This window comes from Aestuariivivens marinum, from assembly GCF_022662175.1.
In the GTDB taxonomy this organism is placed as follows: Bacteria; Bacteroidota; Bacteroidia; order Flavobacteriales; family Flavobacteriaceae; genus Aestuariivivens; species Aestuariivivens marinum.
The window spans coordinates 543527-569518 of record NZ_JAKMCR010000001.1 but is presented as its reverse complement, the minus strand read 5'-3'; the positions used below and the strand labels follow the sequence as shown (position 1 = coordinate 569518).

Annotated in this window: 26 protein-coding genes and 1 tRNA gene; 19 read left to right on the top strand and 8 right to left on the bottom strand. The window is 34.6% G+C overall.

The genetic code is table 11. From position 1 onward, the window contains the following. Window position 1 precedes the first annotated feature (1 nt). Entirely contained in the window at window positions 2–751 is a 750-nt protein-coding gene (locus tag MR053_RS02415; protein WP_242130889.1) for a tetratricopeptide repeat protein, read from the top strand. Here the strand turns inward: MR053_RS02415 and MR053_RS02410 are convergent. Beyond that, window positions 748–1263 carry a CvpA family protein gene (locus tag MR053_RS02410; RefSeq protein WP_242130888.1) on the bottom strand — a complete coding sequence of 172 codons (516 nt, stop codon included), beginning with the start codon at window positions 1261–1263 and terminating at the stop codon, window positions 748–750. The genes MR053_RS02415 and MR053_RS02410 overlap by 4 nt on opposite strands. A 93-nt stretch (window positions 1264–1356) precedes the next feature. Between MR053_RS02410 and MR053_RS02405 the strand changes: the two genes are divergently transcribed. Together MR053_RS02405 and pheS are read left to right on the top strand one after the other, a co-directional pair. Further along, window positions 1357–1713, top strand: coding sequence for a hypothetical protein (locus MR053_RS02405; RefSeq protein ID WP_242130887.1), 357 nt, complete (start codon window positions 1357–1359; stop codon window positions 1711–1713). A 116-nt stretch (window positions 1714–1829) separates the two neighbouring features. After that, entirely contained in the window at window positions 1830–2849 is a 1020-nt protein-coding gene (gene pheS, locus MR053_RS02400) for a phenylalanine--tRNA ligase subunit alpha (RefSeq protein WP_242130886.1), read from the top strand. A 5-nt stretch (window positions 2850–2854) separates the two neighbouring features. Here pheS and MR053_RS02395 read toward each other — a convergent pair whose 3' ends face one another. Continuing rightward, window positions 2855–3850 carry a serine/threonine dehydratase gene (locus tag MR053_RS02395; RefSeq protein ID WP_242130885.1) on the bottom strand — a complete coding sequence of 332 codons (996 nt, stop codon included), beginning with the start codon at window positions 3848–3850 and terminating at the stop codon, window positions 2855–2857. 89 nt (window positions 3851–3939) lie between these two features. On the opposite strand from MR053_RS02395, the gene MR053_RS02390 reads away from it, so the two are divergent. Beyond that, entirely contained in the window at window positions 3940–4335 is a 396-nt protein-coding gene (locus MR053_RS02390) for a hypothetical protein (RefSeq protein ID WP_242130884.1), read from the top strand. An 11-nt stretch (window positions 4336–4346) separates the two neighbouring features. Here the strand turns inward: MR053_RS02390 and MR053_RS02385 are convergent, their stop codons facing one another. Beyond that, window positions 4347–5567, bottom strand: coding sequence for a glycoside hydrolase family protein (locus MR053_RS02385; RefSeq protein WP_242130883.1), 1221 nt, complete (start codon window positions 5565–5567; stop codon window positions 4347–4349). 3 nt (window positions 5568–5570) lie between these two features. Next, the gene (locus MR053_RS02380; protein WP_242130882.1) at window positions 5571–6572 is read right to left on the bottom strand and encodes an NAD(P)H-dependent glycerol-3-phosphate dehydrogenase; all 1002 of its coding nucleotides are present in this window, start codon (window positions 6570–6572) and stop codon (window positions 5571–5573) included. A 131-nt stretch (window positions 6573–6703) separates the two neighbouring features. Between MR053_RS02380 and MR053_RS02375 the strand changes: the two genes are divergently transcribed. Continuing rightward, window positions 6704–7639 carry a nicotinic acid mononucleotide adenyltransferase gene (locus MR053_RS02375; RefSeq protein WP_242130881.1) on the top strand — a complete coding sequence of 312 codons (936 nt, stop codon included), beginning with the start codon at window positions 6704–6706 and terminating at the stop codon, window positions 7637–7639. 92 nt (window positions 7640–7731) lie between these two features. Here MR053_RS02375 and nadD read toward each other — a convergent pair whose 3' ends face one another. The 3 genes from nadD to MR053_RS02360 are packed head-to-tail and all read right to left on the bottom strand — an operon-like array spanning window position 7732 to window position 9801. Continuing rightward, window positions 7732–8310: a nicotinate (nicotinamide) nucleotide adenylyltransferase gene (gene nadD / locus MR053_RS02370; protein ID WP_242130880.1), complete on the bottom strand. Its 579-nt coding sequence runs from the start codon at window positions 8308–8310 to the stop codon at window positions 7732–7734. Window positions 8311–8320: 10 nt separating this feature from the next. After that, window positions 8321–8908 (bottom strand): guanylate kinase, encoded by a 588-nt coding sequence (gene gmk / locus MR053_RS02365; protein WP_242130879.1) that lies wholly within the window; start codon window positions 8906–8908, stop codon window positions 8321–8323. Between the two features lie 35 nt (window positions 8909–8943). Beyond that, window positions 8944–9801 carry a YicC/YloC family endoribonuclease gene (locus MR053_RS02360; RefSeq protein ID WP_242130878.1) on the bottom strand — a complete coding sequence of 286 codons (858 nt, stop codon included), beginning with the start codon at window positions 9799–9801 and terminating at the stop codon, window positions 8944–8946. A 683-nt stretch (window positions 9802–10484) separates the two neighbouring features. Between MR053_RS02360 and MR053_RS02355 the strand changes: the two genes are divergently transcribed. The 10 genes from MR053_RS02355 (at window position 10485) to MR053_RS02310 (ending at window position 21150) form a co-directional block, all read left to right on the top strand. Then, window positions 10485–11966 (top strand): alpha-L-fucosidase, encoded by a 1482-nt coding sequence (locus MR053_RS02355; protein ID WP_242130877.1) that lies wholly within the window; start codon window positions 10485–10487, stop codon window positions 11964–11966. 6 nt (window positions 11967–11972) lie between these two features. Further along, window positions 11973–14201, top strand: coding sequence for an alpha-L-fucosidase (locus MR053_RS02350; protein WP_242130876.1), 2229 nt, complete (start codon window positions 11973–11975; stop codon window positions 14199–14201). Window positions 14202–14323: 122 nt separating this feature from the next. Beyond that, window positions 14324–15148 carry an amidohydrolase family protein gene (locus MR053_RS02345; RefSeq protein ID WP_242130875.1) on the top strand — a complete coding sequence of 275 codons (825 nt, stop codon included), beginning with the start codon at window positions 14324–14326 and terminating at the stop codon, window positions 15146–15148. A gap of 539 nt (window positions 15149–15687) precedes the next feature. Next, window positions 15688–16089: a DUF7670 domain-containing protein gene (locus tag MR053_RS02340; RefSeq protein WP_242130874.1), complete on the top strand. Its 402-nt coding sequence runs from the start codon at window positions 15688–15690 to the stop codon at window positions 16087–16089. Beyond that, complete coding sequence (locus MR053_RS02335; protein WP_242130873.1) at window positions 16086–16964, top strand: hypothetical protein; 879 nt, start codon at window positions 16086–16088, stop codon at window positions 16962–16964. Before MR053_RS02340 ends, MR053_RS02335 begins: the two co-directional genes overlap by 4 nt. A 60-nt stretch (window positions 16965–17024) precedes the next feature. Beyond that, window positions 17025–17825, top strand: a complete 801-nt coding sequence (locus MR053_RS02330) for a hypothetical protein (RefSeq protein WP_242130872.1) — start codon at window positions 17025–17027, stop codon at window positions 17823–17825. A gap of 343 nt (window positions 17826–18168) precedes the next feature. After that, the gene (locus MR053_RS02325; protein ID WP_242130871.1) at window positions 18169–19737 is read left to right on the top strand and encodes a flagellar hook assembly protein FlgD; all 1569 of its coding nucleotides are present in this window, start codon (window positions 18169–18171) and stop codon (window positions 19735–19737) included. A 96-nt stretch (window positions 19738–19833) separates the two neighbouring features. Further along, a complete protein-coding gene (locus tag MR053_RS02320; protein ID WP_223552120.1) occupies window positions 19834–20097 on the top strand; it encodes a hypothetical protein in 264 nt (87 codons plus the stop codon). A gap of 269 nt (window positions 20098–20366) precedes the next feature. Beyond that, complete coding sequence (locus MR053_RS02315) at window positions 20367–20669, top strand: hypothetical protein (protein ID WP_223552119.1); 303 nt, start codon at window positions 20367–20369, stop codon at window positions 20667–20669. Between the two features lie 256 nt (window positions 20670–20925). Further along, entirely contained in the window at window positions 20926–21150 is a 225-nt protein-coding gene (locus tag MR053_RS02310) for a hypothetical protein (RefSeq protein ID WP_242130870.1), read from the top strand. A 176-nt stretch (window positions 21151–21326) separates the two neighbouring features. Here MR053_RS02310 and MR053_RS02305 read toward each other — a convergent pair. Next, a tRNA-Leu gene (locus MR053_RS02305) sits at window positions 21327–21410 on the bottom strand. 145 nt (window positions 21411–21555) lie between these two features. On the opposite strand from MR053_RS02305, the gene MR053_RS02300 reads away from it, so the two are divergent. From MR053_RS02300 to MR053_RS02285, 4 genes are all read left to right on the top strand, one after another. Next, entirely contained in the window at window positions 21556–22497 is a 942-nt protein-coding gene (locus MR053_RS02300; RefSeq protein ID WP_242130869.1) for a ribose-phosphate pyrophosphokinase, read from the top strand. Window positions 22498–22551: 54 nt separating this feature from the next. Beyond that, window positions 22552–23184: a 50S ribosomal protein L25/general stress protein Ctc gene (locus MR053_RS02295; RefSeq protein WP_242130868.1), complete on the top strand. Its 633-nt coding sequence runs from the start codon at window positions 22552–22554 to the stop codon at window positions 23182–23184. Between the two features lie 146 nt (window positions 23185–23330). Next, complete coding sequence (gene pth / locus MR053_RS02290; RefSeq protein WP_242130867.1) at window positions 23331–23897, top strand: aminoacyl-tRNA hydrolase; 567 nt, start codon at window positions 23331–23333, stop codon at window positions 23895–23897. Between the two features lie 82 nt (window positions 23898–23979). Then, the gene (locus MR053_RS02285; protein ID WP_242130866.1) at window positions 23980–25953 is read left to right on the top strand and encodes a M43 family zinc metalloprotease; all 1974 of its coding nucleotides are present in this window, start codon (window positions 23980–23982) and stop codon (window positions 25951–25953) included. Window positions 25954–25992 lie beyond the last annotated feature (39 nt).

Genomic DNA, 25992 nt, shown 5'->3' with positions numbered 1-25992 from the left:
CATGCGATACATTTTATACATCATAACAGTTTTGTTGAGCATTAATACAATGGCTCAAAACGAAGTGTTATTTAATGAAGCCAATACCCTTTATAATGATGGGAAATATGCTGAATCTATTGATATTTATAATCGCATTTTAGGTTCTGGAAAACACTCTGCCGAGTTATACTTTAATTTGGGCAATGCTCATTATAAATTGAATAACATAGCACCAAGTATTTACTTTTATGAAAAAGCCTTACAATTATCGCCAAACGATGAAGACATAAAAAATAATTTGGCATTCGCAAAAAATATGACAATAGACGATATAGACATTATTCCTGAAACCGGATTTGTCAAAGTATTAAATAATATTACCCATTATTTTAGTTTTGATAGTTGGGCAAAAACCACTGTGGTTTTTGTGTTTTGTTTTGTAATCCTGTTTTTAGTTTACTATTTTGCTTATGGGTCTTTAAAAAAACGTATTGCCTTTATGTCCAGTATGGTGTCTTTATTCTTATTCTTTATTTCAATAGCCTTGGCATTCCATAAATATAATTTGGACAGAAAAGACAGACCGGCTATAGTTTTTGTGTCAGAAAGTAAGGTGAAAAGTGAGCCTAATTCCCGAAGTGAAGAATTATTTAGGCTGCATGAGGGTGCAAAAGTTCAAATTTTGGATACCATTAATGATTGGAAAAAAATAAAACTTACCGATGGCAAAACGGGTTGGGTAGTTAATGATGATATTAAAGCACTTTAGACAATTTCACTATCTAAAGGGTTTTTTTCAACAGTTTCAATAATAGAAGGCAAGATTAATGGAATTAATGACTTAACAGGTTTGTAGAGTGCCGATTCCTCTAAATCATCATCACTCATATAAGACATGCTATTGTTTACCTTATCAAAAATAATTAGAAGTACACTTAAAATTAATGCGTATTTCAATCCGCCAAATACTGCTCCTAATAAACGGTTTAAAAGGCCTAGTGCTGCTAAATTAGCAAGTTTAGTTAAAGCCTTGCCAGCTAGAGCAATAGCTAAAACAATAATAATAAAAGTGATGGCAAAGGCAGTAATGTTTATGGTTTTTTCATCCCACTCGACTCTTTCAGATAAAAATTTGGCTGCAAAATTGCTAAAATGAACAGCACCATAAACACCAGCAATTAGCGCAACTATAGAAGCAACTTCAACAAAGAGCCCTTTTATAAAGCCATTAATAATGCCAAATAATATTAAAACAACTATAACAATATCTAAAACACTCATGATGTAAATATATGTATAAATTCTTTTTTAATACCAGATATTAAAAATAGATCAATTGCTTTCTTAACTTTGAACTTTGAAATTTAATTAGCTATGTCTAGAGATCAACAATTAAAGGAACGATGGGAAATGGTAGTCCAAAAGCTATCTAGTCAATTTGCTGATGGAGATTTATTAGATATTGATGCCATTATTTATTTAATAGGCGTTCAGGAACTGGGACAACTTCATAGAAGCTTTAAAAAAGACCAAAAGTTAGATCTCATGCATATAGCTATATGTAAACTTTTAACCCCTTATGGCTATTACGAACTTGATTTCGTTGATGATGATGGCTGGCCACATTACAGGGCAAAAGCTGAGCTTCCTTTTTTAAAAGCAGGGGAACAAAGTGTTTTAATGAAAGAAGCCATTGTTAACTATTTTTTAGAAACAGAGTTTATAGATTGATATTAGGAAGCTTTCAGAACACTTCTATGTATAGTTTCCAGTTATGCCAATATTTTCATTAAATTTGCCCTCAATATTTTGAATACTGGAGAAAGAATCAGTACAAGAGAGATGTCATGATAGATAAGATAAAAGAACTTATTGCCGAAGTAGAAGTCTTTAAAGCCCAATCTAAAGAAGAAGTAGAAGCCTTTAGAATAAAATATTTAGGTTCTAAAGGACTTTTAAAGGAGTTTTATGGGGAATTAAAAAATGTTGCAAACGATCAAAAAAGGGAATTAGGACAAATTATTAATCAGCTAAAAAACACAGCTGAAGATAGAGTTAATACCTTAAAGGCAGAATTTGAAAGCAAAGAAGAAGAGAAGGGTGTTTATGGGGATTTATCGCGCCCTGGCGAGCCAATGCCGTTGGGTGCTCGTCATCCTATTTCAATTGTAAAGAATCGAATTATTGATATTTTTTCGCGTATTGGATTTAATGTAAGTGAAGGTCCTGAAATAGAGGATGATTGGCATAACTTTACTGCATTAAATTTACCAGAATACCACCCTGCAAGGGATATGCAGGACACTTTTTTTATTCAAACCAACCCAGATATTTTGTTACGCACCCATACCAGTTCGGTACAGGTACGTTATATGGAAAACAATAAACCACCTATACGTACCATTTCTCCGGGGAGGGTTTATAGAAACGAAGCCATATCGGCACGGTCGCATTGTTTTTTCCATCAAGTTGAGGGACTTTATATTGACAAGGATGTTAGTTTTGCCGATCTTAAACAAACCTTACAGCATTTTACAACCGAAATGTTTGGTAAAAGTAAGATACGCTTACGCCCATCTTATTTTCCATTTACAGAGCCTAGTGCCGAAGTAGATGTGTATTGGGGATTGGAAACCGAAACCGATTATAAAATGACCAAAGGAACAGGTTGGTTGGAAATTATGGGCTGTGGTATGGTAGACCCCAATGTTTTGGATAACTGCGGCATCGATTCTAAAGAATACTCTGGTTTTGCCTTTGGTATGGGTATCGACAGAATTGCGTTGTTACTTCATCAAATAAGTGATATTCGCTTATTAAGTGAAAACGATGTCCGCTTTTTGGAGCAATTCAAGAGTGCACTATAAATTTTTTAAAGCTTAAAAGGTTCTCTAGTTAGACAATCATTTTGCCATATTTTATTTGTCGTTGCTTGATCTACATTAGCACCTGATAGGATAATTAAAATCGTTTTTTTACCCTTTTGTTTTTGTAACCATTGAAAAGCCGCTGCCATTCCCAATGCACTAGTGGGTTCAATGCGCAATTTGAGTAAATGGGTGAGCCATTGTGTCCAGTAAACGATGGACTCTTCTGTGATTTCATAAAAATCGTCGAGCTGTTTTAAATATTCAAAAGTAATATCACCAATAGCTAAGGTCATGGCGCCATCGGCTAAAGTATTTGGGGCAGAGGTTAACCGTTGAATGCTTTTTTTTCGCAAGGATTCAGCAGCATCATTTCCAGCCAAAGGTTCAGCACCAATAACTTTAGTTTTTTTAGATAGACCTCTAGTGGCTATTAGTGAACCAGACAATAGGCCACCGCCACCGCAGGGTGCAAAGACTGCATCAACTTTTCCAAGGCTATTCATGGCCTCAAAAGCAGCGGTGCCTTGCCCGCAGATAACTTGTTCATGGTTATAAGGTGGAATCCAAAAAGTATTTATCTCTTCCGAAGTTTGTTTTGCTAGGTTATCTACTTCTTGTCGGGTCTTACATAAAACAACTTGGGCACCATAGACTTTTGTGGCCTGTATTTTTACTTTAGACGAATAGTCTGGCATGTATATGGTAGCGGGAACACCAAAATGCTTCGCCGCCCAAGCTACTGCCTGAGCATGGTTTCCAGAACTGTTGGCAACAATATGTTTAGGGTTGTGATTATTTTCAATTAGCCAAGCTATAGTGTTACATGCACCACGAGCTTTAAATGCCCCTATCTTTTGAAAGCCTTCAGCTTTAAAATAAATACTATGTCCTAGCCATGCATTCAATAATGATGAGGTGAGTATGGGCGTTTCATTAACTAAACCAAGAATTCGAGATTTAGCATTTATAATATCCTTTAGTTCTAAAGTATTGCCCATAAAAGAATATAGCTTTCATAATCAATATTATAAAGATAACCTTTATAATATTGAAATGAATTATTTTTGAAGCTTATAATTTATGTTTAATGAAAAAGGATATTGAAATTCCTAAAGTTGAAGGCGTTTTTGTTGCTGTAGTGAATGAGTTTAACAACATCTATAACACATATGATTGGAATGCCTATATTATTAATGATAAAGAGGTTGATTTAGAGATGGTCATTATCGTTACCAGTGGCTATTCCCAAGATAAAACCACTTCGGTATTTAGAAAGCGTATCGATGTATTGCCCAAAAAGAGTTATGCCAAAATTGAACTCATGCAGGAGGAATTGTTTGCACTTAATAATACCTTTAAAGTTTCTTTTTTTGAAGGTAATCGAATGTTCGACAAAACTTACTTGTTTAGAAAAAACACCATTAACATCAAAGCGTTACAGTCTATACCCTTAATGACAGAAAAAGGAGTCTTGGTTAAATAGTAAATCAGAGATTATTTTTTATTTTGTTGGGGTTTAAGAGGTATTTGCACATTAAACGTACTACCATTCTTAAGGTTGCCCACATTTACCAAAGCAGAAGCACAGTATAGGGTGGTTGGAAAGCCATCATTATCAAATAATAACTGTGGGCGCTCTAAGTTCTTAACCTTTATGGTGTCGCCTAATTTAAGCACTACTTCCTTTTTCATAAACAATGGCTTTTCAGGTTTAGACCAAACGATACCATCAACCGACTCTAAAATCGCCAACGCAGGTTCATCATCTGTAATGCGCCCTGTAAAGTCTTTAAAAACCGCATAGAATTTTTGGTGCAAGTTGTGGTACCACACATAGGGATCTTCTGCTGAAGCTATAGAACCATCGTCCATCTTTATGTCGAAAACATAATTATCTAATGGAACAAACGGGCCTGTTGGGCTATCAGATATGGCTACTCCATGCACGCCGCGCCAATTGGGGATGTATATATTACCTTTAAAATACAGCAAGTATTTGCCATCGGATGGACGTTGAACAACTGAAGGATTAACCACAATAATATTGTCGGGTTTGGTTATGGTGCCTTCGGGCGAAGGATTTACAATATTATTAGGTTTAACTCGAGTTCGAGGCGATAGCAAAGGTGCTTCAGGACGCTTAAAATTTCCAGTGATTAATTGATTAAAATCGTCGAAAGCAATAACGCCTATTTTCTGATTTTGCTGCACACGGTCCCGCTTGCTTAGGTTATAGCCTGGAGAACCTTCTGCTTGTATTCCCGGATCACGAGAACCTATGAAGTAAAGATAGTATGTATTGTTAAACTTTTTAATATGCGGATTGTGTACCATCTGTGCATCCCAAGCTAGAGAATCTCCTGTTAACGCCTTGCCTTCTAAAACCATTTTTTGAAATTTAAAATCCCTGTCGGGATAATCGGAAACGGCATAAGCAATTTTGGAATGTAGTACCCAAGATTGGCCAAAAGCAGGAAGCGAATCGCCACATTCCCAAGTACTGTAAAGCATGTGGTATTTGTTGTCATCACCTTTAACCACACTGCCACCCCAAACAAATCGACTTGAATCATTTAACACTGATGCACCTTCCAAAATAGAACCATTTACCTTGGCATCTATTGGCCCTGCTATAACATTTAGCTCAATAGTTTTCTTTGAGTTACAACTTAATAGTGTAATAAGTAAAAAAATGCTAAAGAGACCAAACCTCATAGGTTAATCCAATTTTTCAGTTAGTTTTTTAAATACTTTTTTAGGGTTTTTGTTTTCATAAAGAATGCCATAAACGGCATTAATAATAGGGAGTTTCGTTTTATTAATATTTTTTTGGTTAAGTAAATGGGCGCTTTTTGTAGCATAATAGCCTTCAGCAACCATATTCATTTCCATCATGGCGCTTTTTACGGTATACCCTTTACCAATCATATTGCCAAACATACGGTTTCTTGAAAAAGTAGAGTAACCCGTAACCAATAAATCCCCTAAATAGGCCGAGTTATTGATGTTACGCTTTATTTTGTGCATTTTTTTAATAAAACGTTTCATTTCCCTAATGGAATTACTCATTAGCACACTCTGGAAATTATCGCCATAACCTAACCCATGAGCTATTCCTGCTGCAATGGCATAGATGTTTTTGAGCATTACGGCATATTCCACACCTATAATGTCATCACTAATTTTAGTTTTTATATAATCACTAGATAAGTTTTTAGCTATTGCCTTTGCCTTATTTGCGTCAGCACAGGAAATGGTAAGGTACGATAAGCGTTCTAAAGCAACTTCTTCGGCATGGCATGGTCCAGCTACCACGGCAATATTCTCGAATGGGATATTGTAGGTTTTGTTAAAATGTTCGCCTACCAATAATCCACTTTCAGGAACAATTCCTTTAACTGCCGATACTATTGTTTTGTTGGAAATGTCTGCATCAAGCTTTTTAAGTTCACTGTAAATAAAGGCTGAAGGAATTACAAAAATTAATACATCGGCATAGTTGGCTATCTCGTTAATGTTGTTGCTTAGCTTTAGCTGTTCCAAATGAAATTCAACCGAACTCAAGTAATTAGGATTATGCTGTTCCTTTAATAGATGTTCTTTGGTATATGCACTGCGCATGTACCATCCCACTTCATTTAAATTTTCGCATAACATTTTTACTATGGCAGTAGCCCAACTACCTGCCCCGAAAACAGCATACTTTAAGGAGTTTTCCATATAAAACAAGGATTGTTAAATTCAAAAATAAGCAAAATAATGCTTATGGTTGAAGTTATGATTTATACTTAAATTAATTTTTGGCACGTGTTTTGGAATTGCTTAAACAGAAACTCACAAAATGTTTGATTATGAAGACTGCAAAATTACTCTTAAGCCTATCGTTAATAGCAACCTTGTTTACCTCATGTTATACTGAAGTGATTGTTGAAGATGATCCAGGAATTTCGATTCATCAATTACTAACTTCACATGAATTGTGGTATGTCGATATAAGTAGAACAATTGGCTATGGCGAAACCCCGTTCTTACAAAAGGCGTTCACCATTTCATTTAGAAATGGCATACTATATGCCAATAATAATATAGTTGGATTGGGAGATACCGGAAATGGCTTTGGTATTGATGTAGGGGAATATAATGCCTATGATATGATTTTAGATGTGCATCACGATATTGACGGATTTGAAACTTTTGATGTGTATCAAATAGATAACAATACCATAGAGTTGTATAACCCTAATAATGATACCTCTTACTTTTTAGAGGGTTACCAACGTAGTAACTTCGATTACGATTTTGTATTCTACGATAACATTCATTATTTCCTGCAGGAGTACGAAGCTTGGGAAAAGACTTATACCAGTGAGTTTGGAGTCTTAAATGAGTTTGATAATGAAAACTATTTACAGTTTTTGGCTGGAGGTAATGACTCCGAATTTAGAAGTTCGCAAGATGATTTTGGTAGGGAACCAGCCAATTTAATATGGGATTATACGGGTATTTATAGTGTAGGTGATGTAACGAACAATATGTACCTAAAAACTTTAACATTAGATTATGATTATTTTGACAATGAATATTTTGAATTAAGCGTTATAAATGATGCTAAGATAGAGTTGTTCCACCCGGCATCTGAGACAGTATACGAATTTACAGGTAGAGGCTATATACAGTATTTAAAAACTGCTAAAACAAAAGGCGATACCAATACCGGATCAACAGGTAAGATGCGTAAGCCCAGAAAAGATAAAGTACCTAATCCAAGGGAAAACACAAGAAGTTAAACATATTTTGGTTGGTTATTTAGTTGAAAAGCCGTTTAAAGTGTCATGCTTTAAGCGGTTTTTTATATAATCAAAAGCTAAAACGGTGAAGCTTATTTATAAAAATTCATTTCATCCAAATACGACCAAACATGATCTGGTAGCATGGGTTTAACAAGTTTTCCTGCTTTAATGGATTGGCGTATAAATGTAGAGGAGATTTCCATGATGGGGGCATCAATAAAATGTACTTTATCGTGTTGGTGAAATTGGCTTTCAGTTGTATCTTTAGAAATTCGGGGGTACACATATAAATGGTACTCTTCTAAAATAAGCTCAAAGTTTTTCCATTTATGGAAACTCTTTAAATTATCCTCACCCATAATTAAGGCAAAGGTGTAATCTGGATATTTTTCCTGTAAATGTACCAGTGTATTGATGGTGTAGTTGGGTTGGGTTAGATTAAATTCAATATCGCTAGGTTTAAGTTTTGTATAATCTTGTGTGGCACGGTATACCATTTCCAAGCGTTGGTAATTGTTTAGCAAACTGCTTTTCTTTTTAAAGGGACTTTGCGGTGTCACCACAAACCAAACCTGATCTAAATCACTGTATTCTACCATGTGGTTTGCAATCACTAAATGGCCCACATGTATGGGGTTAAACGAGCCAAAAAATAAACCAACTTTCATTTACAGAAATTTAAGAATTTACAAAATCACCTATTAGTGTTTCAGCCTCTTGAAGTGCTTTCTCTAGGTTGTCGTTTTCAATAATCACGTCAAATAAAGGTGCTGTGGCCAGTTCGGCTGAAGCTTTGGCAACGCGCATGTTTATTTTGTCTTCACTCTCGGTCTTACGTTTTTTTAAGCGTATTTTAAGCTCGTCTATGCTTGGGGGTTTTACAAAAACGGCAATGGTCTGTTCTGGGAATTTACGTTTAATACGTAATCCGCCAGAAACGTCAATATCAAAAATAACATGTTTGCCCTTGGCCCAAATACGTTCAACCTCAGTTTTCAAAGTACCGTAAAAGTTATCACGATATACTTCTTCCCATTCTAGAAAATCCTCTTTCTTTATTTTGTTTTTAAATTCCTCAGCAGATAGAAAATAATAATCCTTTCCATCTATTTCCTCACCTCGTTTGGCACGGGAAGTTGCCGATATAGAGAACTCTAAATTTAAGTGGTCTATACCCAATAAATGCCTTACAATAGTTGTTTTTCCAGAACCAGAAGGAGCTGAAAACACAATTAGTTTACCTTTTTTAGAACTGTTGCTTTCCACTAAAGATTTAAATTTTATACTTGAGAAGTTATTACTTAAAGAACATTCAATAATTGTTCCTTTATTTTTTCGAGCTCATCCTTCATTTGAACCACCAATTGCTGCATGGGGGCATAATTGCTTTTAGAGCCAATGGTGTTAATTTCCCGACCTATTTCCTGACTAATAAACCCTAACTTTTTACCGTTGGAGTCACTGGAGTTTAAGCACTCTATAAAATAATTTAAATGGTTTTTTAAGCGCACTTTTTCTTCTGTAATGTCCAATTTTTCAATATAAAAAATAAGTTCCTGCTCAAAGCGGTTTTCGTCAAACTTGTCTTTTAATTCTTCAACACTTTTATGTAGTCGCTCCCTAACTCCCTGAACACGCTCTGGATCCATTTTAACAACCTCTTCTAGTATGGTGTCAATAGTATTTACCCTATTTCTAAAATCGGACTCCAAAACCTTACCTTCATCCAATCGGTGGTCATTTAAGTCATCGATGGCTTTTTTGATTTCAGCTTCAATCAGTTGCCATTCATTTTCATTAATCTCCTCACGTACTGTATTTAATGCATCTGGAAATCGAACGGCCATTTTAAGAAGCTCAATATCGTCACCATTAACAACTTGACTTAGTTGTTGTATGTACTGCTTAACAACAGGAGTGTTTATTTGAGTTGAGGTGTCTTCGGCAGTAGTTTCAACATAAATGGAAAAATCTATTTTACCACGTAACAGTTCATTAGCAAGCAATTTTCTAATCGCTAATTCTTTTTCTCTATAGATAGAGGGCATTCGTGAGTTTATATCAAGGTTCTTACTATTAAGTGACTTAAGCTCTATGGTTAACTTTTTAGTTGGTAATTGCAGTACAGATTTTCCATAACCTGTCATAGAATGTATCATAGACGGATGATTTAAGTTATGCAAAAGTACATGAATTTTTTCATTTGAAAATTTCCAAAGACATAATAGAAAAATAATATAGACCAATACTGTAAGTGTTGGGACGAAATAGCCAATTATAAAATGACTATCAAAAAATGGGGTTTTGTATCAAAGTATTTTAAGAGACAAATTGCTTTCTTTTGGATAGAAAAATTGGAATAATGAAATGCTACTAAAAAACCTAGGGGCAAAGAATTCAATCTAAGCCCCTAGTAAACTACATAAATAATCATCTTTCGACTAAATTATGTGACTAACTCAAAATAATCTTAACTACATTACAAATGTATATATAGAAGTGATAGGTCGCTACTAATAAACAGACTAGAACTAATACTTTTTTTGCACTTACTAAAAAATTTGTAATATTTTTCATTGTAATTGTATTTAAAGCTTAGGTTTTTATCTGTTATACAATTAAATATTGCTCTAATAAGCTTATAAAGGACTTACCAGGCAAAAAAAGTATATATTTTAGTTTTATAAATAGTAGTAAATTAGGTATTGTAAACTTAAGTTTGTAAAGGAACTTTATTTAAAGATTCCTTTAAAGTGTTTTTTGCTGATTTTTGAATTTAAGGTCAATGCTTTGTTTTATTAATCAATTATGGTAAAAGAATCTGTTAACAATAAATAATTAAATGAAATACTATCAATATATTGTCTTTCTGGCCCTATCAATAAGTGTTTTTTTATGCGGGGCGCAAAATAAAGCTTATGAGCCAACATGGGAGTCTTTAGATTCAAGACCAATACCAAGTTGGTTCGAGAATGCTAAGTTTGGGATATTTATCCATTGGGGACCTTATTCTGTACCAGCGTGGTCACCTAAAGGGACATACTCAGAGTGGTATCAGTATTGGATGCAAAGCAAATCCCTTTTTGGTAATGGCAACTTTAATGGAGATGAAGTAACGGCTTATCACAAAAAAACCTATGGGCCCCATTTTAGTTATTATGAATTTGGTAAAATGTTTAAAGCCGATTTGTTTAAACCTGATGATTGGGCGCAACTTTTTAAAAAGGCGGGAGCAAAATATATTGTATTAACTTCTAAACACCACGACGGATACACTCTTTGGCCCAACGAACAGGCTAATGACAGGGGGTTTGCATGGAATAGTATGGATGTTGGGCCCAAAAGGGATTTAGTAGGAGAATTAACTACAGCTGTTAAGAAAACCAATGTAAAAATGGGCTTATATTATTCACTTTATGAATGGTACCATCCGTGGTGGCAAAATGACAAGGAACGTTTTGTGGATGAACATTTTATTCCCCAAGTAAAAGATCTGGTAACTAAATACAATCCAGATATATTATGGGCTGATGGTGAGTGGGATATGGAAGATGATAAATGGAAATCTAAGGAACTTTTAGCTTGGCTGTTCAATGAATCCAATGTAAAAGATAGCATTGTTATTAATGACAGATGGGGAAAGGGCATTAGAAAACATCATGGAGGTTACTTTACCACAGAATATGAAGCGGAAACGCCCGAATTTGATAAGCCTTGGGAAGAATGTCGCGGTATGGGATTTTCATTTGGGTATAATCGCAACGAAGATGCACAGGACTATAATTCTCCTAAAGCGTTGGTGTTAACATTGGTAAACATTGTAAGTACGGGTGGGAATTTATTATTGGATATAGGACCTGATGCTAGAGGAAGAATACCTGTGATTATGCAAGAACGCTTATTACAAATAGGAAGCTGGCTGGAAAACAATGGTGAAGCAATTTATGGAACACGACCATGGAACCATTCGTTTCAATGGTCATTAAAAGGGGAAAAGAATTATATTCCTAAACAGCATTATTTGGGAGGAGATGTTATTTTAAAACAAACCGTTGATCCTGAGCCAGGTTATGCAGTAAAAGAGTTGTTCTTTACACAAAATAATAAAGCCTATTTTGTAATTATGCCTAAATGGAATTCAGAAATTACTATTAGGAATTTTAAGCCTTCAAAGAATACCAAAATAACATTTTTGGCCACTGGGGAGACCTTATTGGGCAAACAAGCGGGTAAAGATTTTGTTATAACCCTTCCAGTGTATCAGCCTAATAAAATGAAGGAAACCGATAATTATGCATATACCATTAAAATAACAAAAAACTAAGTATTTATGAACAAGTTATATAGTCTATTTATTGTATTAACAATATTTATTTCTTGTAAAACGGATAATGGTCTAGTACTACAAACAAGTAACACAATTGAAGTAACTGAAACTGATTCCAGAGATTCCATCATATTAAAGGCAGCTCATATAATTCCAACAAAAAATCAATACGAAGCGTTAAAAAATGAGTTTATAGCTTTTATCCATTTTGGACCTAATACTTTTACTAGAATGGAATGGGGCAACGGTATGGAAGACCCCAAAATTTTTGATTTAAAAACCTTGGATACTAATCAGTGGTGCGAGGTTATGAAAAATGCAGGGATGACAATGGTTATTATCACAGTAAAGCATCACGATGGTTTTGTGCTTTGGCAGAGTCGGTATACCAAACATGGCATTATGTCGTCACCTTATAAAGAAGGTAAGGGAGATATTTTGAAAGAACTATCGGAGTCCTGTCAAAAACATGGTTTAAAATTAGGGGTTTACCTATCACCGGCCGATCTATATCAAATTGAAAATGAAGAAGGACTATATGGTAATTTAAGCAAATATACAGACAGAACCATTCCAAGACCTGTTGAAGGCCGTCCGTTTGAAAACAAAACCACTTTTAACTTTAATGTTGACGACTATAATGAGTATTTTTTAAATCAGTTGTTTGAGTTGCTTACCGAGTATGGTCCCATCCATGAAGTTTGGTTTGATGGAGCACATCCTAAACGTAAAGGCGGGCAAAAATATAATTATCTGGCCTGGAAAGAGCTAATAGCAACACTGGCTCCACAAGCCGTTATCTTTGGTAAGCAGGACATACGTTGGTGCGGTAATGAATCTGGAGCTACAAGAGATACCGAGTGGAATGTAATTCCTTATCAAAATAATCCTCATAAAATGAACAGTTTTGCAGATATTACAGAGGAAGATATAGCAAGTAGGGAAAAACTTTACGAGGCTAAATTTTTGCATTACCAACAGGCAGAAACCAACACCTCTATTCGTGAAGGCTGGTTTTATAGGGATGAAGATAAACAGAAAGTACGTAGTTCAGACGATGTGTTTGATATTTATGAACGTTCCGTTGGCGGCAATTCAACCTTTTTATTAAATATTCCACCCAATAGGGATGGTAGGTTTTCATATGAAGATGTTCAGGTATTAAATGAAGTGGGCAAACGCATTGAAGCAACCTACACTACTAATTTGTTTGAAGGGGCGACAGGACCTGAAAAGGTTTTGGATGGGGATATTGAAAGTTATGAATTGCTAGATAATTCAAATGAAATTATTATTTCTACGAAGCAACCCGTCACCATTAATCGATTGATGCTTCAGGAAGCCATAACCACACATGGTGAACGCATTGAGGCACATGTACTTGATGCATGGATAGATAATGCTTGGAAAGAAGTTGCTCATGCAACCAATATAGGATATAAGCGCATCTTGCGTTTTAAGGAGGTAACTTCCAACAAATTTAGAATTCGTGTTACGGCATCACGATTTGTTCCTGCAGTTTCAAATGTTTCAGCACACTATTTTAGAACGCGACCACCACAGTTAACCATTAAAAGAGATGTTTCAGGGAAACTCAATATTACTCCAAAAAGACATGAGTTTGGTTGGAAACCTCATGGCGAAGATGCTATAAGTAATTTGAACTCAAGTTTTGAAATCCGTTATACTACAGATGGCACCAAACCAACAAGAACGTCCAAACTATTTAATGAACCTGAAATTGTTGCTTCAACAGAAGTAAAAGCCGTTGCTTTTAGTAAGGATGAACAAGGCAGTATAACATCACAGGTTTTTGGTATTTTAAAGACAGATTGGAAAAGTTTAGCAGGCGACAGTTTTATACCAGAACATTTTGATACAAATGCATTTGATGAAGATCCAAATACCTATTGGCAATCTAAAGCAACAGGTTCTAAACATCATTTAAATATAGATTTAGGAGTTGTGAAAACAATTAATGCCTTTTCGTATACGCCACCAAAAACTAATTTTGATGGCATGATTGAAAAAGGAGTTATATTAATAAGTGATGATGCTATAACATGGAAACCATTTGAAACCTTTGAGTTTGGGAATCTCATAAATGACCCAACCCCACGAACCCACTATTTTAAGGAAGCCCTAACGACACGTTATGTTAGAATTGAGACTAAGACTATTGCAGGAGGCAAACAAACAGCGGCTATTGCCGAGATTGATTTTTTTGAATAACTAAACAGTTTTAATTTAAACCCAGATTATTATAGTGTTTATGGAATACATTTGAAACCAGAGGGTTATTATGTTTGGGGAAATTTTATCAGAAAAAAATATAATGAATTAATAATAAAACCATGAGAATAGACGCACACCAACATTTTTGGATTTACGATCCGGTAAGAGATGCCTGGATAGACGACTCTATGGCAGTCATCCGAAGGGATTTTTTGCCAAAAGATTTAGCCCCAATTTTAAAATCAAATAGCATAGATGGTTGTGTAGCTGTTCAGGCAGACCAAAGTGAAACAGAAACCAATTTTTTGCTTTCCTGTGCCGCACAAAATCCGTTTATAAAAGGCGTTGTAGGGTGGGTAGATTTAAGGTCAGAACAGGTAGAAGATCGTTTAGCGCATTTTTCACAAAGCAAATTATTTAAAGGGGTACGGCACATTGTACAGGCAGAAGCCAATGACTTTATGTTGGGCAAAGCCTTTCAAAATGGCATATCAAAACTGGAGCAGTTTAATCTAACTTACGATATTTTGGTGTTTCCACCACAATTAAAGGCAGCAATGGTTCTGGCAAATAAATTTCCAAATCAAAAATTTGTGGTCGATCATATTGCTAAACCTTATATCAGAGACGGAAAAATTGAGGAATGGAAAGTCGATATGCAAGAACTCGCCAAAGCTGAAAATGTGTATTGTAAAGTGTCCGGTATGGTCACCGAAGCCAATTTTCAACATTGGAAAAAAGATGATTTCACACCTTACCTCGACGTAATTTTTGAGGCTTTCGGAACAAATCGAATCTTATATGGTTCCGATTGGCCTGTATGTTTGTTAGCCGCGAAATATGAACAACAATTGAACATTGTTCGAGAATATATTGAAGGCTTTTCAAAAGAAGAAAAAGATAATATAATGGGACTAAATGCGGGGCGTTTTTATAACTTATAGTCTTAACACCTATTAAAGTGCTTTGTTCTTTAAGGTTCTTTATATTTTTTTATTATCATATATAGTTCAAGTAAGCTTTGAAATTTTTCGCCTACTATTTTTTGAAAACAATTAAATCTTTACCTTGATTTAAAATAATTAAAGGCATTGTCTACTCATTTTCAAAATGCCACATGCTATTAAAAAAGGTGTTTTAAAAAGTATCTTTTACCAATAGAATGAGACTAAAGTTAATATCAAGTGATGTTGCCATTATTTTTTGAAAGCAATTATGATACTAAAAAGTAAAATAAACGAACTAAAAAAATGAGGCTGTGATTATAGGGTAATACTTATTGTTTAATGGTCAATGTATTTAGTTAAAAGAATAAATTTTTAAAATGTTATAACACAGTGCTCGATGAGAACGGTGCGATATTTTAGGTTTGGGTTGACTTAGATAATAAACTACTTTGGTTAACAATTACCTGTTAACTGATTTTTCTCATAGTGTATTGATACTTATAGTATTATATTTATTTTTCATCTAACACATCATCATGAAAAATAATGTAAAAATATGGTATTGGACGCCCCGTATACTCTGTATAATAGCCATTTTATTTATCAGCTTATTTGCTTTGGATGCCTTTTCGCCCGAATTGTCGTTTTGGCAGCAAATAGGTGGGTTTTTAATTCATCTCATACCTTCCTTTATTTTAATAGCCCTACTCATTTTAGCTTGGAAAAAGGAATTCATTGGAGGTATAGTATTTATGATAATAGGTTTAGGCCTAAGCCCTGTTGTATTTTCACATAATTATAGAATGAACCATTCTATTTTTATGAGTTTGGGCATTATTCTAACCATCACCATTCCTTTCGCTATCGTTGGAGTGCTTTTTATTATCAGTCATTTCAAGAGAAAAAGATTAGTGAATCATCGAAGTATAAAAAAATGAGTGCTCAAGTTCAATTTGTATTTCTTTTAAACATGGTTCTTTTGGGGTGCGCTTCTATTGCAAACCCTAACGAGGAAAAAATAAAATATGGGACGGATCATAAATTTGTACAATACATAGGCAATAATACATCTACCCCTACTACTAATGAAGGGAATATGGTGACTCCGGAAACCAATGCGTATTGGATATTACATCCAACAGACACCTTAGGACAAACGGTTAAAGAGAATAAGAGACTTCAAATTACTTCACGAAATATCAATAATAAGGAACACGGAATGGTTTCATATTCGGAACCTAAAAGCCCTGTTGCCATTAGGATTGTAGAAAATTATCTAAAAAGCAAAAACAAGGAGCCAGGAGGTCATTGCCTTATTGTAAGTAAAACCCGTTTTGAAAAGGCGTACAAAGATGTTTATGGGCATTCGGTGTATGAAGACCTTCCTGCTAGTATAGCAACACCTTACTATACGCCGAAAGAGGTATTCGATTTTCTTTATTTTTCTGCTTCAGGCACCCATATAGGGTGGCAAACCTTACCTATTGAATATCGAGGCAGAGGCAATGCCGGGGCCATCGCTTATGCCGGTATGGGGGCACTGGTTGATAGTTTGGGAATATGGCATGGAAAACTCAACCCGGGAGCCATGTTGCAAGTGTGGAGATACCGATTGGATTATGAAATGGTTGTAAATGGCACAAGCGATAAAGATTTTGATCCCTATGGACACTCCTTTATTTTCATGGGCTATGTACGTGATGAAAAAAATAAAATTATTGGCTTACGAATAGCCGACCAGGGATTTCAGAGCTATAGACCACTAAACCCTAATGATTATGAGGTATGGTGGGGGGTCAACCTTAGTATTTAAAAGTATTAGAACCCTTAGACCCAGAAAATTTTAACATTCTTGATAAAATTTGTCTTCAATTTGTGCGTTTGTGACATTGAAGACAAAATTCAATTATTAAAAAGGATGATATTATTATTTTCTATGTTATTTCTTTTTGGCCCCAATAACCAATGGCCTCCTACAGTAGGATTAGCTATGGAACACAGTATCGTTAAAGAAAGGGCTAAGACTCTCTTTAAAGCTAAATCATTAGCTGCCAAAACCGATCCGGATGCAACCTATGCTTCTGCCAAGGCAGATATTCATGAGCTTCGGAAAAATTTAAACGAAAGATATAAAAAGGGTGACATTTCTTTTGACCAGATAAAAATTGAATTTACCAATCATTTAGTAGATAGGATTATTCCACATTGGTATGGTACTCCATGGAGTTTTGAGGGCCATACAGCTGTACCTAATCAAGGTGAGATTGCCTGCGGGTATTTTATTTCTACAACGTTACGTGATATGGGGATAAAACTAAACCGCTATAAATTAGCACAAAAATCACCTATTGACGAGGCTAAGGTGATTAGTTGCGGAACGATCATTCACAACATTGATCAAGATAGTGACACAAAAGCATTTGAGCACATTAATCGACTGACAACCGAAGGACTCTACTTTATTGGTTTTGACAAGGGGCATGTTGGTTATCTTCTTAAACGTGATGGCCTATTGTTTTTGATACACTCTAACTACCTTTCACCGGGATTGGTTTGCATGGAACCTCTAGAAGCTTCTCGGGTTTTTAAAAGTTTTTCAAAATTCCATATTGTTGCTATATCAAATAATGATCTCCTCTTACAGCACTGGCTTAATAGTGACATCATACTGTAAATAGAGATACTTCAAAACAATTTTCAGGAGCTAACAACCGAGCTAATCTAGGGCCGAATAGAGGTATGTGCATGCATCCCAAATTTCATGTGCAGTGAATTAAGGAAAACTACATAACACTTGAAAAAACATGCAATTATTTGGGAGAAAGAATTTTTCTTAATAATTATGTTGCCAAAGACATTAAAATTAATTGTTGGTAATAATTACATTTGGTGTTTAAGTTACATTTAATCAAATTTACTTACTTCTGGTCTAATTAAAGTTATTTTTAAAATAATTTTATTTAATTTAATGTTGTTTCATTTCTTTTAAACTTATCTACTTTTTAAAATCATTATCAATGAAAAGATCTGTTTTTAAAAGAAGCCTACTAAATTTAGAATCAATTTTTTTATGTTTACTAATTGTATTCTGTTTTTCTTTACATGCTCAAAGAAGAAGCAATAATGGCAATAATAGAAATAATTTAAAGCACTGGACTTGGGAAGAAGTAAACAATAATGCGAATTGGAGCCCAAGAGCTGGACTTAAAGTTTTAAATCATCAAAATCAATTTTTTTTATTCGGAGGAAGAACGCCTTTAAATCCAGCGTCTTTACCATTTCCTGTTCCTGGAGCCAGTATAATTTGGGGCGATGTTTGGAAAAGTGAAAACTATGGTAATTCATGGGACAATATTCTTCAAACCAATGATAATTCGCATTGGCCTGCTCGAGCTTATTTTCAGGCTGTTAGCAAAGGAGACTTCATGTATATCATTGGTGGTCAAAATTTTAACATAGTTCAAAATCCAGGCATTCCAAATTTACCTCCTTTTTACTCTCAATCTGATTTTTTTAATGACGTTTGGCGTAGTGAAGATGGGATAAATTGGACAAATATGACGGAGAATGCTGGATGGAGTGCTCGTGCTGGATTAAGCGCTGTGGTTTTTAATAATGAAATTTATGTCATGGGCGGTTCTGTTAATGATGATTCTTCGATTACACCTCAAGGCCCTAAAAGGATTTATTACAATGATGTATGGAAATCTACAGATGGAATAGACTGGGAATTAGTTACTGAGCATGCACCTTGGGCCGAAAGAGCTGGGGGTATTGCAGTAGTTAAAGACAACTACATGTACATGATTGGCGGCGAAGAAGGGTTTACCTGTCCTTTCAATCCAAATTATCCTCCAACACAACAACCACCATGTCTTGACCCTCCATATTTTAATGATGTATGGCGAACACAAAATGGAATAGACTGGGAATTAGTTACTGATAATGCTCCATGGGTTGCAAGACCTGGACATCAGGTTGTGGTGGCACAAAACAGATTTATACTGTTTGGAGGTTTCGGACTTGGCCCAGATAATGGTATAAATCCTGCAAACCCAATGGATGTATGGACCAGTAATAATGGTAGTATTTGGAAAAAAGTTAGTGATTCACCCTGGAATGCGAATAATCCTTCAGAAATAAAATATGATTTTGATACCGTTGTCGTTGAGGGAGAAGGAAATAATTCAGATATGATTTTTAGTTTTGGCGGCGACAGAGAAACATTTAATTTCTTTGATCCTTTTAATTATTTAAATGTAGATAATGATGTTTGGAAATTCTCCTTTGAAAATGAAAATAACCAAAGACAATTAAAACTAAACCAAAAAACACCCATTAAAAATAGTAATACCACAACACTATATTTTGAAATCCCATCCAAGGGAAACGTTCTAATAGAAGTTTATAACTTATTTGGTCAACTTGTTAAAAGGTTTGAAATTACCAATAAAAATATAGGGAAGCATAAAATAGATTGGGATGAATATGATTGTAATGGAAACAAAATAAAAACAGGGATTTACATTTCTAAATTAATATTTAAAGGCAATTCAGTGTCAAATAATATTGTAGTTTTAGATTAAAAGTAAATAACCAAAGACATCAGGGCGGTGCAATAATACCTCATGACTGACCAATATCATTTCTTGGTTTTGTAGTTCTAATTACATTTGTTGGTCATGAAGAATCCATTTTTAAAATTTCCTTTTTGGTTTAATTTTATTATTCTAATTATTTCCCTACCGATTAGCGCATTTGGGTTAATGTTTGGTTTTGCCCATGTTGTTGAAGGAATTAGGCAATCAATTGAAGGTGTTACCCCTCCTCCGGATGCTTTCGAGGGTGGGGTTATCGTTGTCGGCCTTTGTTTGATTGGTATTATTACTTTATTAATTACTATAGGAGCATTCCTTGCCATCCTTGGCGGCAAAAACAAAAGTTAAGTTTGTTTCGCTTTTAATAACTCTTAATGATAGGATGTCATCTTATTATTTCTTAGCAATCTCAAAACAGCTTGAGTCATTTCAATGGAATAATCACGGACACTAATTTTTTTAAATCTTAAATTATCCGAATTTCTCTATAGAATATTATCTGGGATAATACTCTTATTTGTTAAGTTTAAATTTAGTACTGTAAATGAAACATAAAGCAAGAGATTAAGAAACTATCTCCTCTAAAAAGAAACATTTATACGTTAAATACATTAATTATGAAAAAATCATTTTTAATTCTATTGATTTTTATGATGTTTAATTGCGATGCTGAAGATATTGCAGACATAGGCAGTCAACTAACAAAAAACGAAAGATATCAAGTAGGTTTAAGTGCAGTTTGCAGTGATACAAGCAGTAAAACTTGGTATTGTATTTCAAAGGCTGAATATGATAGGCTAGCGGCACTTTCAAGATCTTGTGATATTATCACAATAACTTCTTCTAGTGATAATAAATATACTGGTATTATAACAAGTGATAATAGTTTTCGAAAATCTGAAAGTCCTTGTTTTAACTAGAGTTATGAGTGCTACATTTATTAATAAGCGTATCATTGTGCTTAAAAGCAGCTAAAATACTTCATTATATCTTTTGTAGTCTAATAATTTTCAAGGTATGTTGTTTATTTTCTTTGTAATCATTTTCATAGTTTGATATAATATTGTCTAATAAGTTTATTGTTGTATTCATTGAGTTCTCTTTACCAAAGCTAATTGAGTTTAGCAAAAAAAGTCTGTTTTTTGTTTTTTCACTATCGAACTCAGTTTATTAGTCATGGAGAAGGAAATAATAATAGGCAGTAATAATGAATTGTTAGAATTTATTAAACAAGAAGATATAACAATTGAAGAGGCATTAGAAGTAGTTAGTAAATTTCTAAATGTCATCTGCATAGATTTAAAAATAAAAAAGGAATTAATCGAATCTACTGAATATTATATAAACAAATTTTGCCAAAATCATCTTGCTGAGAAACCATTATTTTTGTCCCCAGTTTGAGACAGCCTTAATTCTTTTTTTGTGGTTATCTTTTTAAATTATATAAGAGATGGTAGACTTTTTATTATAGTATAGTTTCACTAAAAAAGAATTGTTTAAGAGTACAAAAACCGTAGAGTTATATAAGCAAGAAATCCGCAACTTATTAATTAATAATTAGTTACGGATTTTATCTGTACTCAAGGTGGGAATCGAACCCACACGATATTGCTATCACTGGATTTTGAATCCAGCGCGTCTACCAATTCCGCCACTTGAGCATTTCGGACAGCAAAAATATATATTTTTCCCTAAATAATCACAAAAATAGCATTCAATATACTTTTTAGGTAAAAATAAATGTATAAATTTGCACCTCGTTAAAAATCATGTCGTCTTTGTACGCTAAAAAACAAGAAGTTAACTATGCCAATTGTAATTACAGAAGCCAAAATTTTTGCGTGTACCCAAAGTAAAGTTCTAGGAGAAAAAATAGCAAAAGCTTTTGGGACAGAACTAGGCAATGTTATTACTTCTAAATATAGCGATGGCGAATTTCAACCGTCTTACGAAGAATCTATAAGAGGAACACGTATTTTCATTATAGGATCCACGAATCCTGGACCAGAAAACTTAATGGAAATGCTCTTAATGATTGATGCAGCTAAGCGTGCATCGGCAAGGCATATTACGGCGGTATTGCCTTATTTTGGTTGGGCCAGACAAGATAGAAAGGATAAACCTAGAGTGCCTATAGCAGCGAAATTGGTCGCTAAAATGCTTGAATCGGCTGGGGCAACCCGTATTATTACTATGGATTTACATGCCGACCAAATACAAGGATTTTTTGAAAAACCTGTAGACCATTTGTTTGCATCTACAATCTTTTTACCCTATTTAAAAAGTTTAAATCTGGATAACTTAACGGTAGCTTCTCCAGACATGGGAGGCTCTAAACGGGCTTACGCCTATTCAAAGGCATTAGAGAGCGATGTGGTTATTTGTTATAAGCAACGCGCTAAGGCCAACGTCATATCACATATGGAATTAATTGGTGATGTAACGGGTAAAAATGTGGTATTGGTAGACGATATGGTAGATACAGCAGGAACATTGACAAAAGCAGCCGACTTAATGATGGAACGTGGGGCCTTAAGTGTTAGGGCTATTTGTACACACCCTATACTATCTGGAAAGGCCTACGATAATTTAGAAAACTCTAAATTAGAAGAGCTTATCGTTACAGACTCCATTCCTTTATCAAAAGAAAGTGATAAAATTAGGGTGTTGAGTTGTGCCGATCTGTTTGCCGATGTCATGCATCGTGTGCATGAGAACAGTTCCATAAGCTCTAAATTTATAATGTAGCTTATACATGTTCGGCTACTAAAATTGTATAATTTAAATTAATATATAAACAAAATGAAATCAATTACAATCAACGGATCTCAAAGAGAAAGCGTGGGCAAAAAAGCAACAAAAGCCTTACGTAATGCTGGTCAGGTTCCTTGCGTATTATACGGAGGAGATAAGCCAGTGCATTTCTCAGCACCAGAATTGGCATTCTCAAAACTTGTATACACGCCTAATGCGCATACAGTTGTGATTGCTTTAGACAATGGCGAAACATTTAACGCCATTTTACAGGACATCCAATTTCACCCGGTAACCGACAACATCTTGCACATCGATTTCTATCAGTTATTCGAAAACAAAGAAATAACTATGGATATTCCAGTTCAATTTGTTGGAAACTCTAGAGGTGTTAAAAATGGTGGTGTTTTACGTAAAAACAAGCGTAGCTTAAGGGTAAAAGCATTACCAGCTAATTTGCCAGATTTTATAGAGGCAGATATCACACCGCTTAGAATAGGTGGTAAGTTGTATATCACTGCTTTAGAAAACGATGCTTACAGATTTATGCATCCAGATAATACAGTAGTATGTCAAGTAAGACGCTCTAGAGCTTCTATGGATGTTGAAGATGAAGATGAAGAAGAAACAACTGAAGCAACTGCATCTGAAGCTCCAGCAGCAGAAGCAGCTCAGGAATAGATAGTCTATTTTAAGAAATACGAAAAGCATCCCGTTTATTCAGGATGCTTTTTTATTTTTACACAAATTGTGATTAAGTGTTTAGGTTTATTAAGAAATTGTTTAAAAAGAGTGTAAAGCCCTTTATTGTTGAAGAAGAAAACCCTATGAAAAAATTTTTAATTGTTGGTTTAGGTAATATTGGAGAAAAATATGAAAATACACGTCATAATATCGGGTTTAAAATCTTGGATTATTTTGCGAAACAAGAGGAGCTAACTTTTGAAACCCAAAAACTAGGTGAAATAGCAACTTATAAGCTAAAAGGGAGAACATTTACATTGCTTAAGCCAAGTACTTATATGAATTTAAGCGGTAAGGCAGTGCTTTATTGGTTAACTAAAGAAAAAGTACCTTTAGAAAATCTATTGGTGATTACCGATGACCTAAATTTACCTTTTGGAAGCATTCGTTTGAAAACAAAGGGAAGCGATGGTGGACATAATGGGTTGAAGGACATTCAAGACAAATTGAATACCACTAAATACAACCGTTTTCGATTTGGCATAAGCGATGCCTTTAACAAAGGCAGACAGGTAGATTATGTATTGGGTGAATGGACTGTAGAGGAAACCGAAAAACTACCTGAACGCTTAGATAAATCCATAGAACTCATTAAATCTTTTGTGTTATCGGGAGTTAATAATACAATGAATGCTTTTAATGGTAAGTAGGTGTAAGTAATTAAATTGTTGATAGACATATCAATAAAAGTATTATTTTTAGAAAAAAATTCCTCGAATTAATAGTATAGACATGAAAAGAACTACTCTAATATTCCTTTGGATTTCTATTATTGCTTTTACTAAAACTTTTGGTCAAATTGAATCGAAAGAACCACATCTCATTCGTTGTGGTTCTGTAGAGTACAATAAAGCGCTTTTAACTGAGTTCCCCGAAATGATGGGTAGTGATGTTTTTGAAGATAGGTTAAAACAATTTACCGAAGCTTATAAATTACAACGATCTGCTGCTTCAAATAAACTTGCTGTAATAACTATTCCTGTTGTGGTTCATGTATTACATAATGGAGAGCCAATAGGAGATGGCCCAAATTTATCTGAAGCACAGGTGTTATCTCAAATTACAGTTTTGAACCAAGATTTTAGAAAGTTATCTGGAACCAGAGGAGATGGAGGCGGAGTCGATACTGAAATTCAATTTCAGCTAGCTAAGCAAGATCCTAGTGGTTGTCCAACAAATGGTATTGATAGAGTAAATATTGGGCAAGATGGTATTAATGAAAGTAGCCAAAATGATGCCCAAAATCAAATGAATGCGTTAAAACCTTCATCGATTTGGGATGCTACAGTCTATTTAAATATATGGACCGTTAAGTTTAGAGGGGGCTCTGGATTATTGGGGTATGCACAATTACCAGGGGGCTCAGTCAATACAGATGGTGTTGTCTTGGATTATAAATATTTTGGAACAGATGATGATCCTAACGTATCTCTTGCGGGGAGCTATAATTTAGGAAGAACAACAACTCATGAAGTTGGACACTATTTAGGGTTATTACATACATGGGGAGACAATTGGACAGAAGGAGACCCAGATGATAATAGTTGTGGTGATGATGATAATATAGCCGATACACCAAATAGTGGACGTCCCAATTACGGTTGCCCGCAAACTATTCCAGACACCTGTCCTGGAGGTGATGACGATATGATTGAAAATTACATGGATTATTCTGATGATGTTTGTTTTGATACATTTACTGATGGTCAAAAAACAAGAATGCAGGGCATATTGGGATCAACCAGGTCCTCTTTGGCGAGTTCAACAAAAAATAATTTAGTGACTGGAGAAAATAATGACGCTGGAGTTCATGTCGTTATGCTAGAGACTCAAGGATGTAGTCTCAACATGACTCCATTAGTAAAGATTACGAATTGGGGAGATGTTCCCATGACTTCAGCTTCACTGTCTTATAATGTTGATGGAGGTTCCAATATGGTTTATAACTGGTCTGGTAATTTGGCCCAAGGTGTTGAGGAAGAAATTACATTACCTGTATTAGTAAGCACATCAGGAAGTCATACATTTAATATTTCTGTTGCTGGTGTTAATGGGACTTCTGACCAAAGAATTTGTAATGATAATAGCAGCAGTAATTTTATTATAGGCGATTCCTATGATTCAACAACTAAAGTACTTTTAACACTTGTTCTCGATGATTATGCATCAGAAACTAGCTGGGAGTTTAGGGATAGTAGTAATAATTTATTATATAGTGGTAATTATATTAGTCCACAAGACAATAATAAAACGGTTAATGAGGAGTTTAATGTTGTTGCCGATGAGTGCTATACCTTTACCATATTTGATTCAGCTGATGATGGTATTTGTTGTGGCTATGGTGATGGCTCTTATTTGTTAGAAACTGACAATAACACACCGATTGCTTCAGGCGGGGCGTTTACAGATTCAGAAACAGTAAGCATTTCAACCCAAACATTAAGCGTTAATTCGTTTTTTACCAGTAACAGGATAATTTTATATCCCAACCCTACTAGTGATAAACTTAATATTAAGTTGGCTTATGGGAATGTGTTGCCTGAAGGCTACAAAATATATAATATGTTGGGACAACTTGTTAAACAACAAACCATAACCAATATCGACCATTTAGCTATGGAAACTACATTTCTAAATAAAGGTATGTATTTTATTAAAGTATATAAGCAAAATGAATTTATTACTATTCCTTTTGTAAAAAAATAAAATTACTTTTTAGTAAATATATTCTAAGAGGATTTATAA

Coding starts and splice junctions, on each gene's coding strand:
- MR053_RS02415 (WP_242130889.1), top strand. CDS start 2: ATGCGATACATTTTATACATCATAACAGTTTTGTTGAGCATTAATACA.
- MR053_RS02410 (WP_242130888.1), bottom strand. CDS start 1,263: ATGAGTGTTTTAGATATTGTTATAGTTGTTTTAATATTATTTGGCATT.
- MR053_RS02405 (WP_242130887.1), top strand. CDS start 1,357: ATGTCTAGAGATCAACAATTAAAGGAACGATGGGAAATGGTAGTCCAA.
- pheS (WP_242130886.1), top strand. CDS start 1,830: ATGATAGATAAGATAAAAGAACTTATTGCCGAAGTAGAAGTCTTTAAA.
- MR053_RS02395 (WP_242130885.1), bottom strand. CDS start 3,850: ATGGGCAATACTTTAGAACTAAAGGATATTATAAATGCTAAATCTCGA.
- MR053_RS02390 (WP_242130884.1), top strand. CDS start 3,940: ATGAAAAAGGATATTGAAATTCCTAAAGTTGAAGGCGTTTTTGTTGCT.
- MR053_RS02385 (WP_242130883.1), bottom strand. CDS start 5,567: ATGAGGTTTGGTCTCTTTAGCATTTTTTTACTTATTACACTATTAAGT.
- MR053_RS02380 (WP_242130882.1), bottom strand. CDS start 6,572: ATGGAAAACTCCTTAAAGTATGCTGTTTTCGGGGCAGGTAGTTGGGCT.
- MR053_RS02375 (WP_242130881.1), top strand. CDS start 6,704: ATGAAGACTGCAAAATTACTCTTAAGCCTATCGTTAATAGCAACCTTG.
- nadD (WP_242130880.1), bottom strand. CDS start 8,310: ATGAAAGTTGGTTTATTTTTTGGCTCGTTTAACCCCATACATGTGGGC.
- MR053_RS02360 (WP_242130878.1), bottom strand. CDS start 9,801: ATGATACATTCTATGACAGGTTATGGAAAATCTGTACTGCAATTACCA.
- MR053_RS02355 (WP_242130877.1), top strand. CDS start 10,485: ATGAAATACTATCAATATATTGTCTTTCTGGCCCTATCAATAAGTGTT.
- MR053_RS02350 (WP_242130876.1), top strand. CDS start 11,973: ATGAACAAGTTATATAGTCTATTTATTGTATTAACAATATTTATTTCT.
- MR053_RS02345 (WP_242130875.1), top strand. CDS start 14,324: ATGAGAATAGACGCACACCAACATTTTTGGATTTACGATCCGGTAAGA.
- MR053_RS02340 (WP_242130874.1), top strand. CDS start 15,688: ATGAAAAATAATGTAAAAATATGGTATTGGACGCCCCGTATACTCTGT.
- MR053_RS02335 (WP_242130873.1), top strand. CDS start 16,086: ATGAGTGCTCAAGTTCAATTTGTATTTCTTTTAAACATGGTTCTTTTG.
- MR053_RS02325 (WP_242130871.1), top strand. CDS start 18,169: ATGAAAAGATCTGTTTTTAAAAGAAGCCTACTAAATTTAGAATCAATT.
- MR053_RS02320 (WP_223552120.1), top strand. CDS start 19,834: ATGAAGAATCCATTTTTAAAATTTCCTTTTTGGTTTAATTTTATTATT.
- MR053_RS02315 (WP_223552119.1), top strand. CDS start 20,367: ATGAAAAAATCATTTTTAATTCTATTGATTTTTATGATGTTTAATTGC.
- MR053_RS02310 (WP_242130870.1), top strand. CDS start 20,926: ATGGAGAAGGAAATAATAATAGGCAGTAATAATGAATTGTTAGAATTT.
- MR053_RS02300 (WP_242130869.1), top strand. CDS start 21,556: ATGCCAATTGTAATTACAGAAGCCAAAATTTTTGCGTGTACCCAAAGT.
- MR053_RS02295 (WP_242130868.1), top strand. CDS start 22,552: ATGAAATCAATTACAATCAACGGATCTCAAAGAGAAAGCGTGGGCAAA.
- pth (WP_242130867.1), top strand. CDS start 23,331: ATGAAAAAATTTTTAATTGTTGGTTTAGGTAATATTGGAGAAAAATAT.
- MR053_RS02285 (WP_242130866.1), top strand. CDS start 23,980: ATGAAAAGAACTACTCTAATATTCCTTTGGATTTCTATTATTGCTTTT.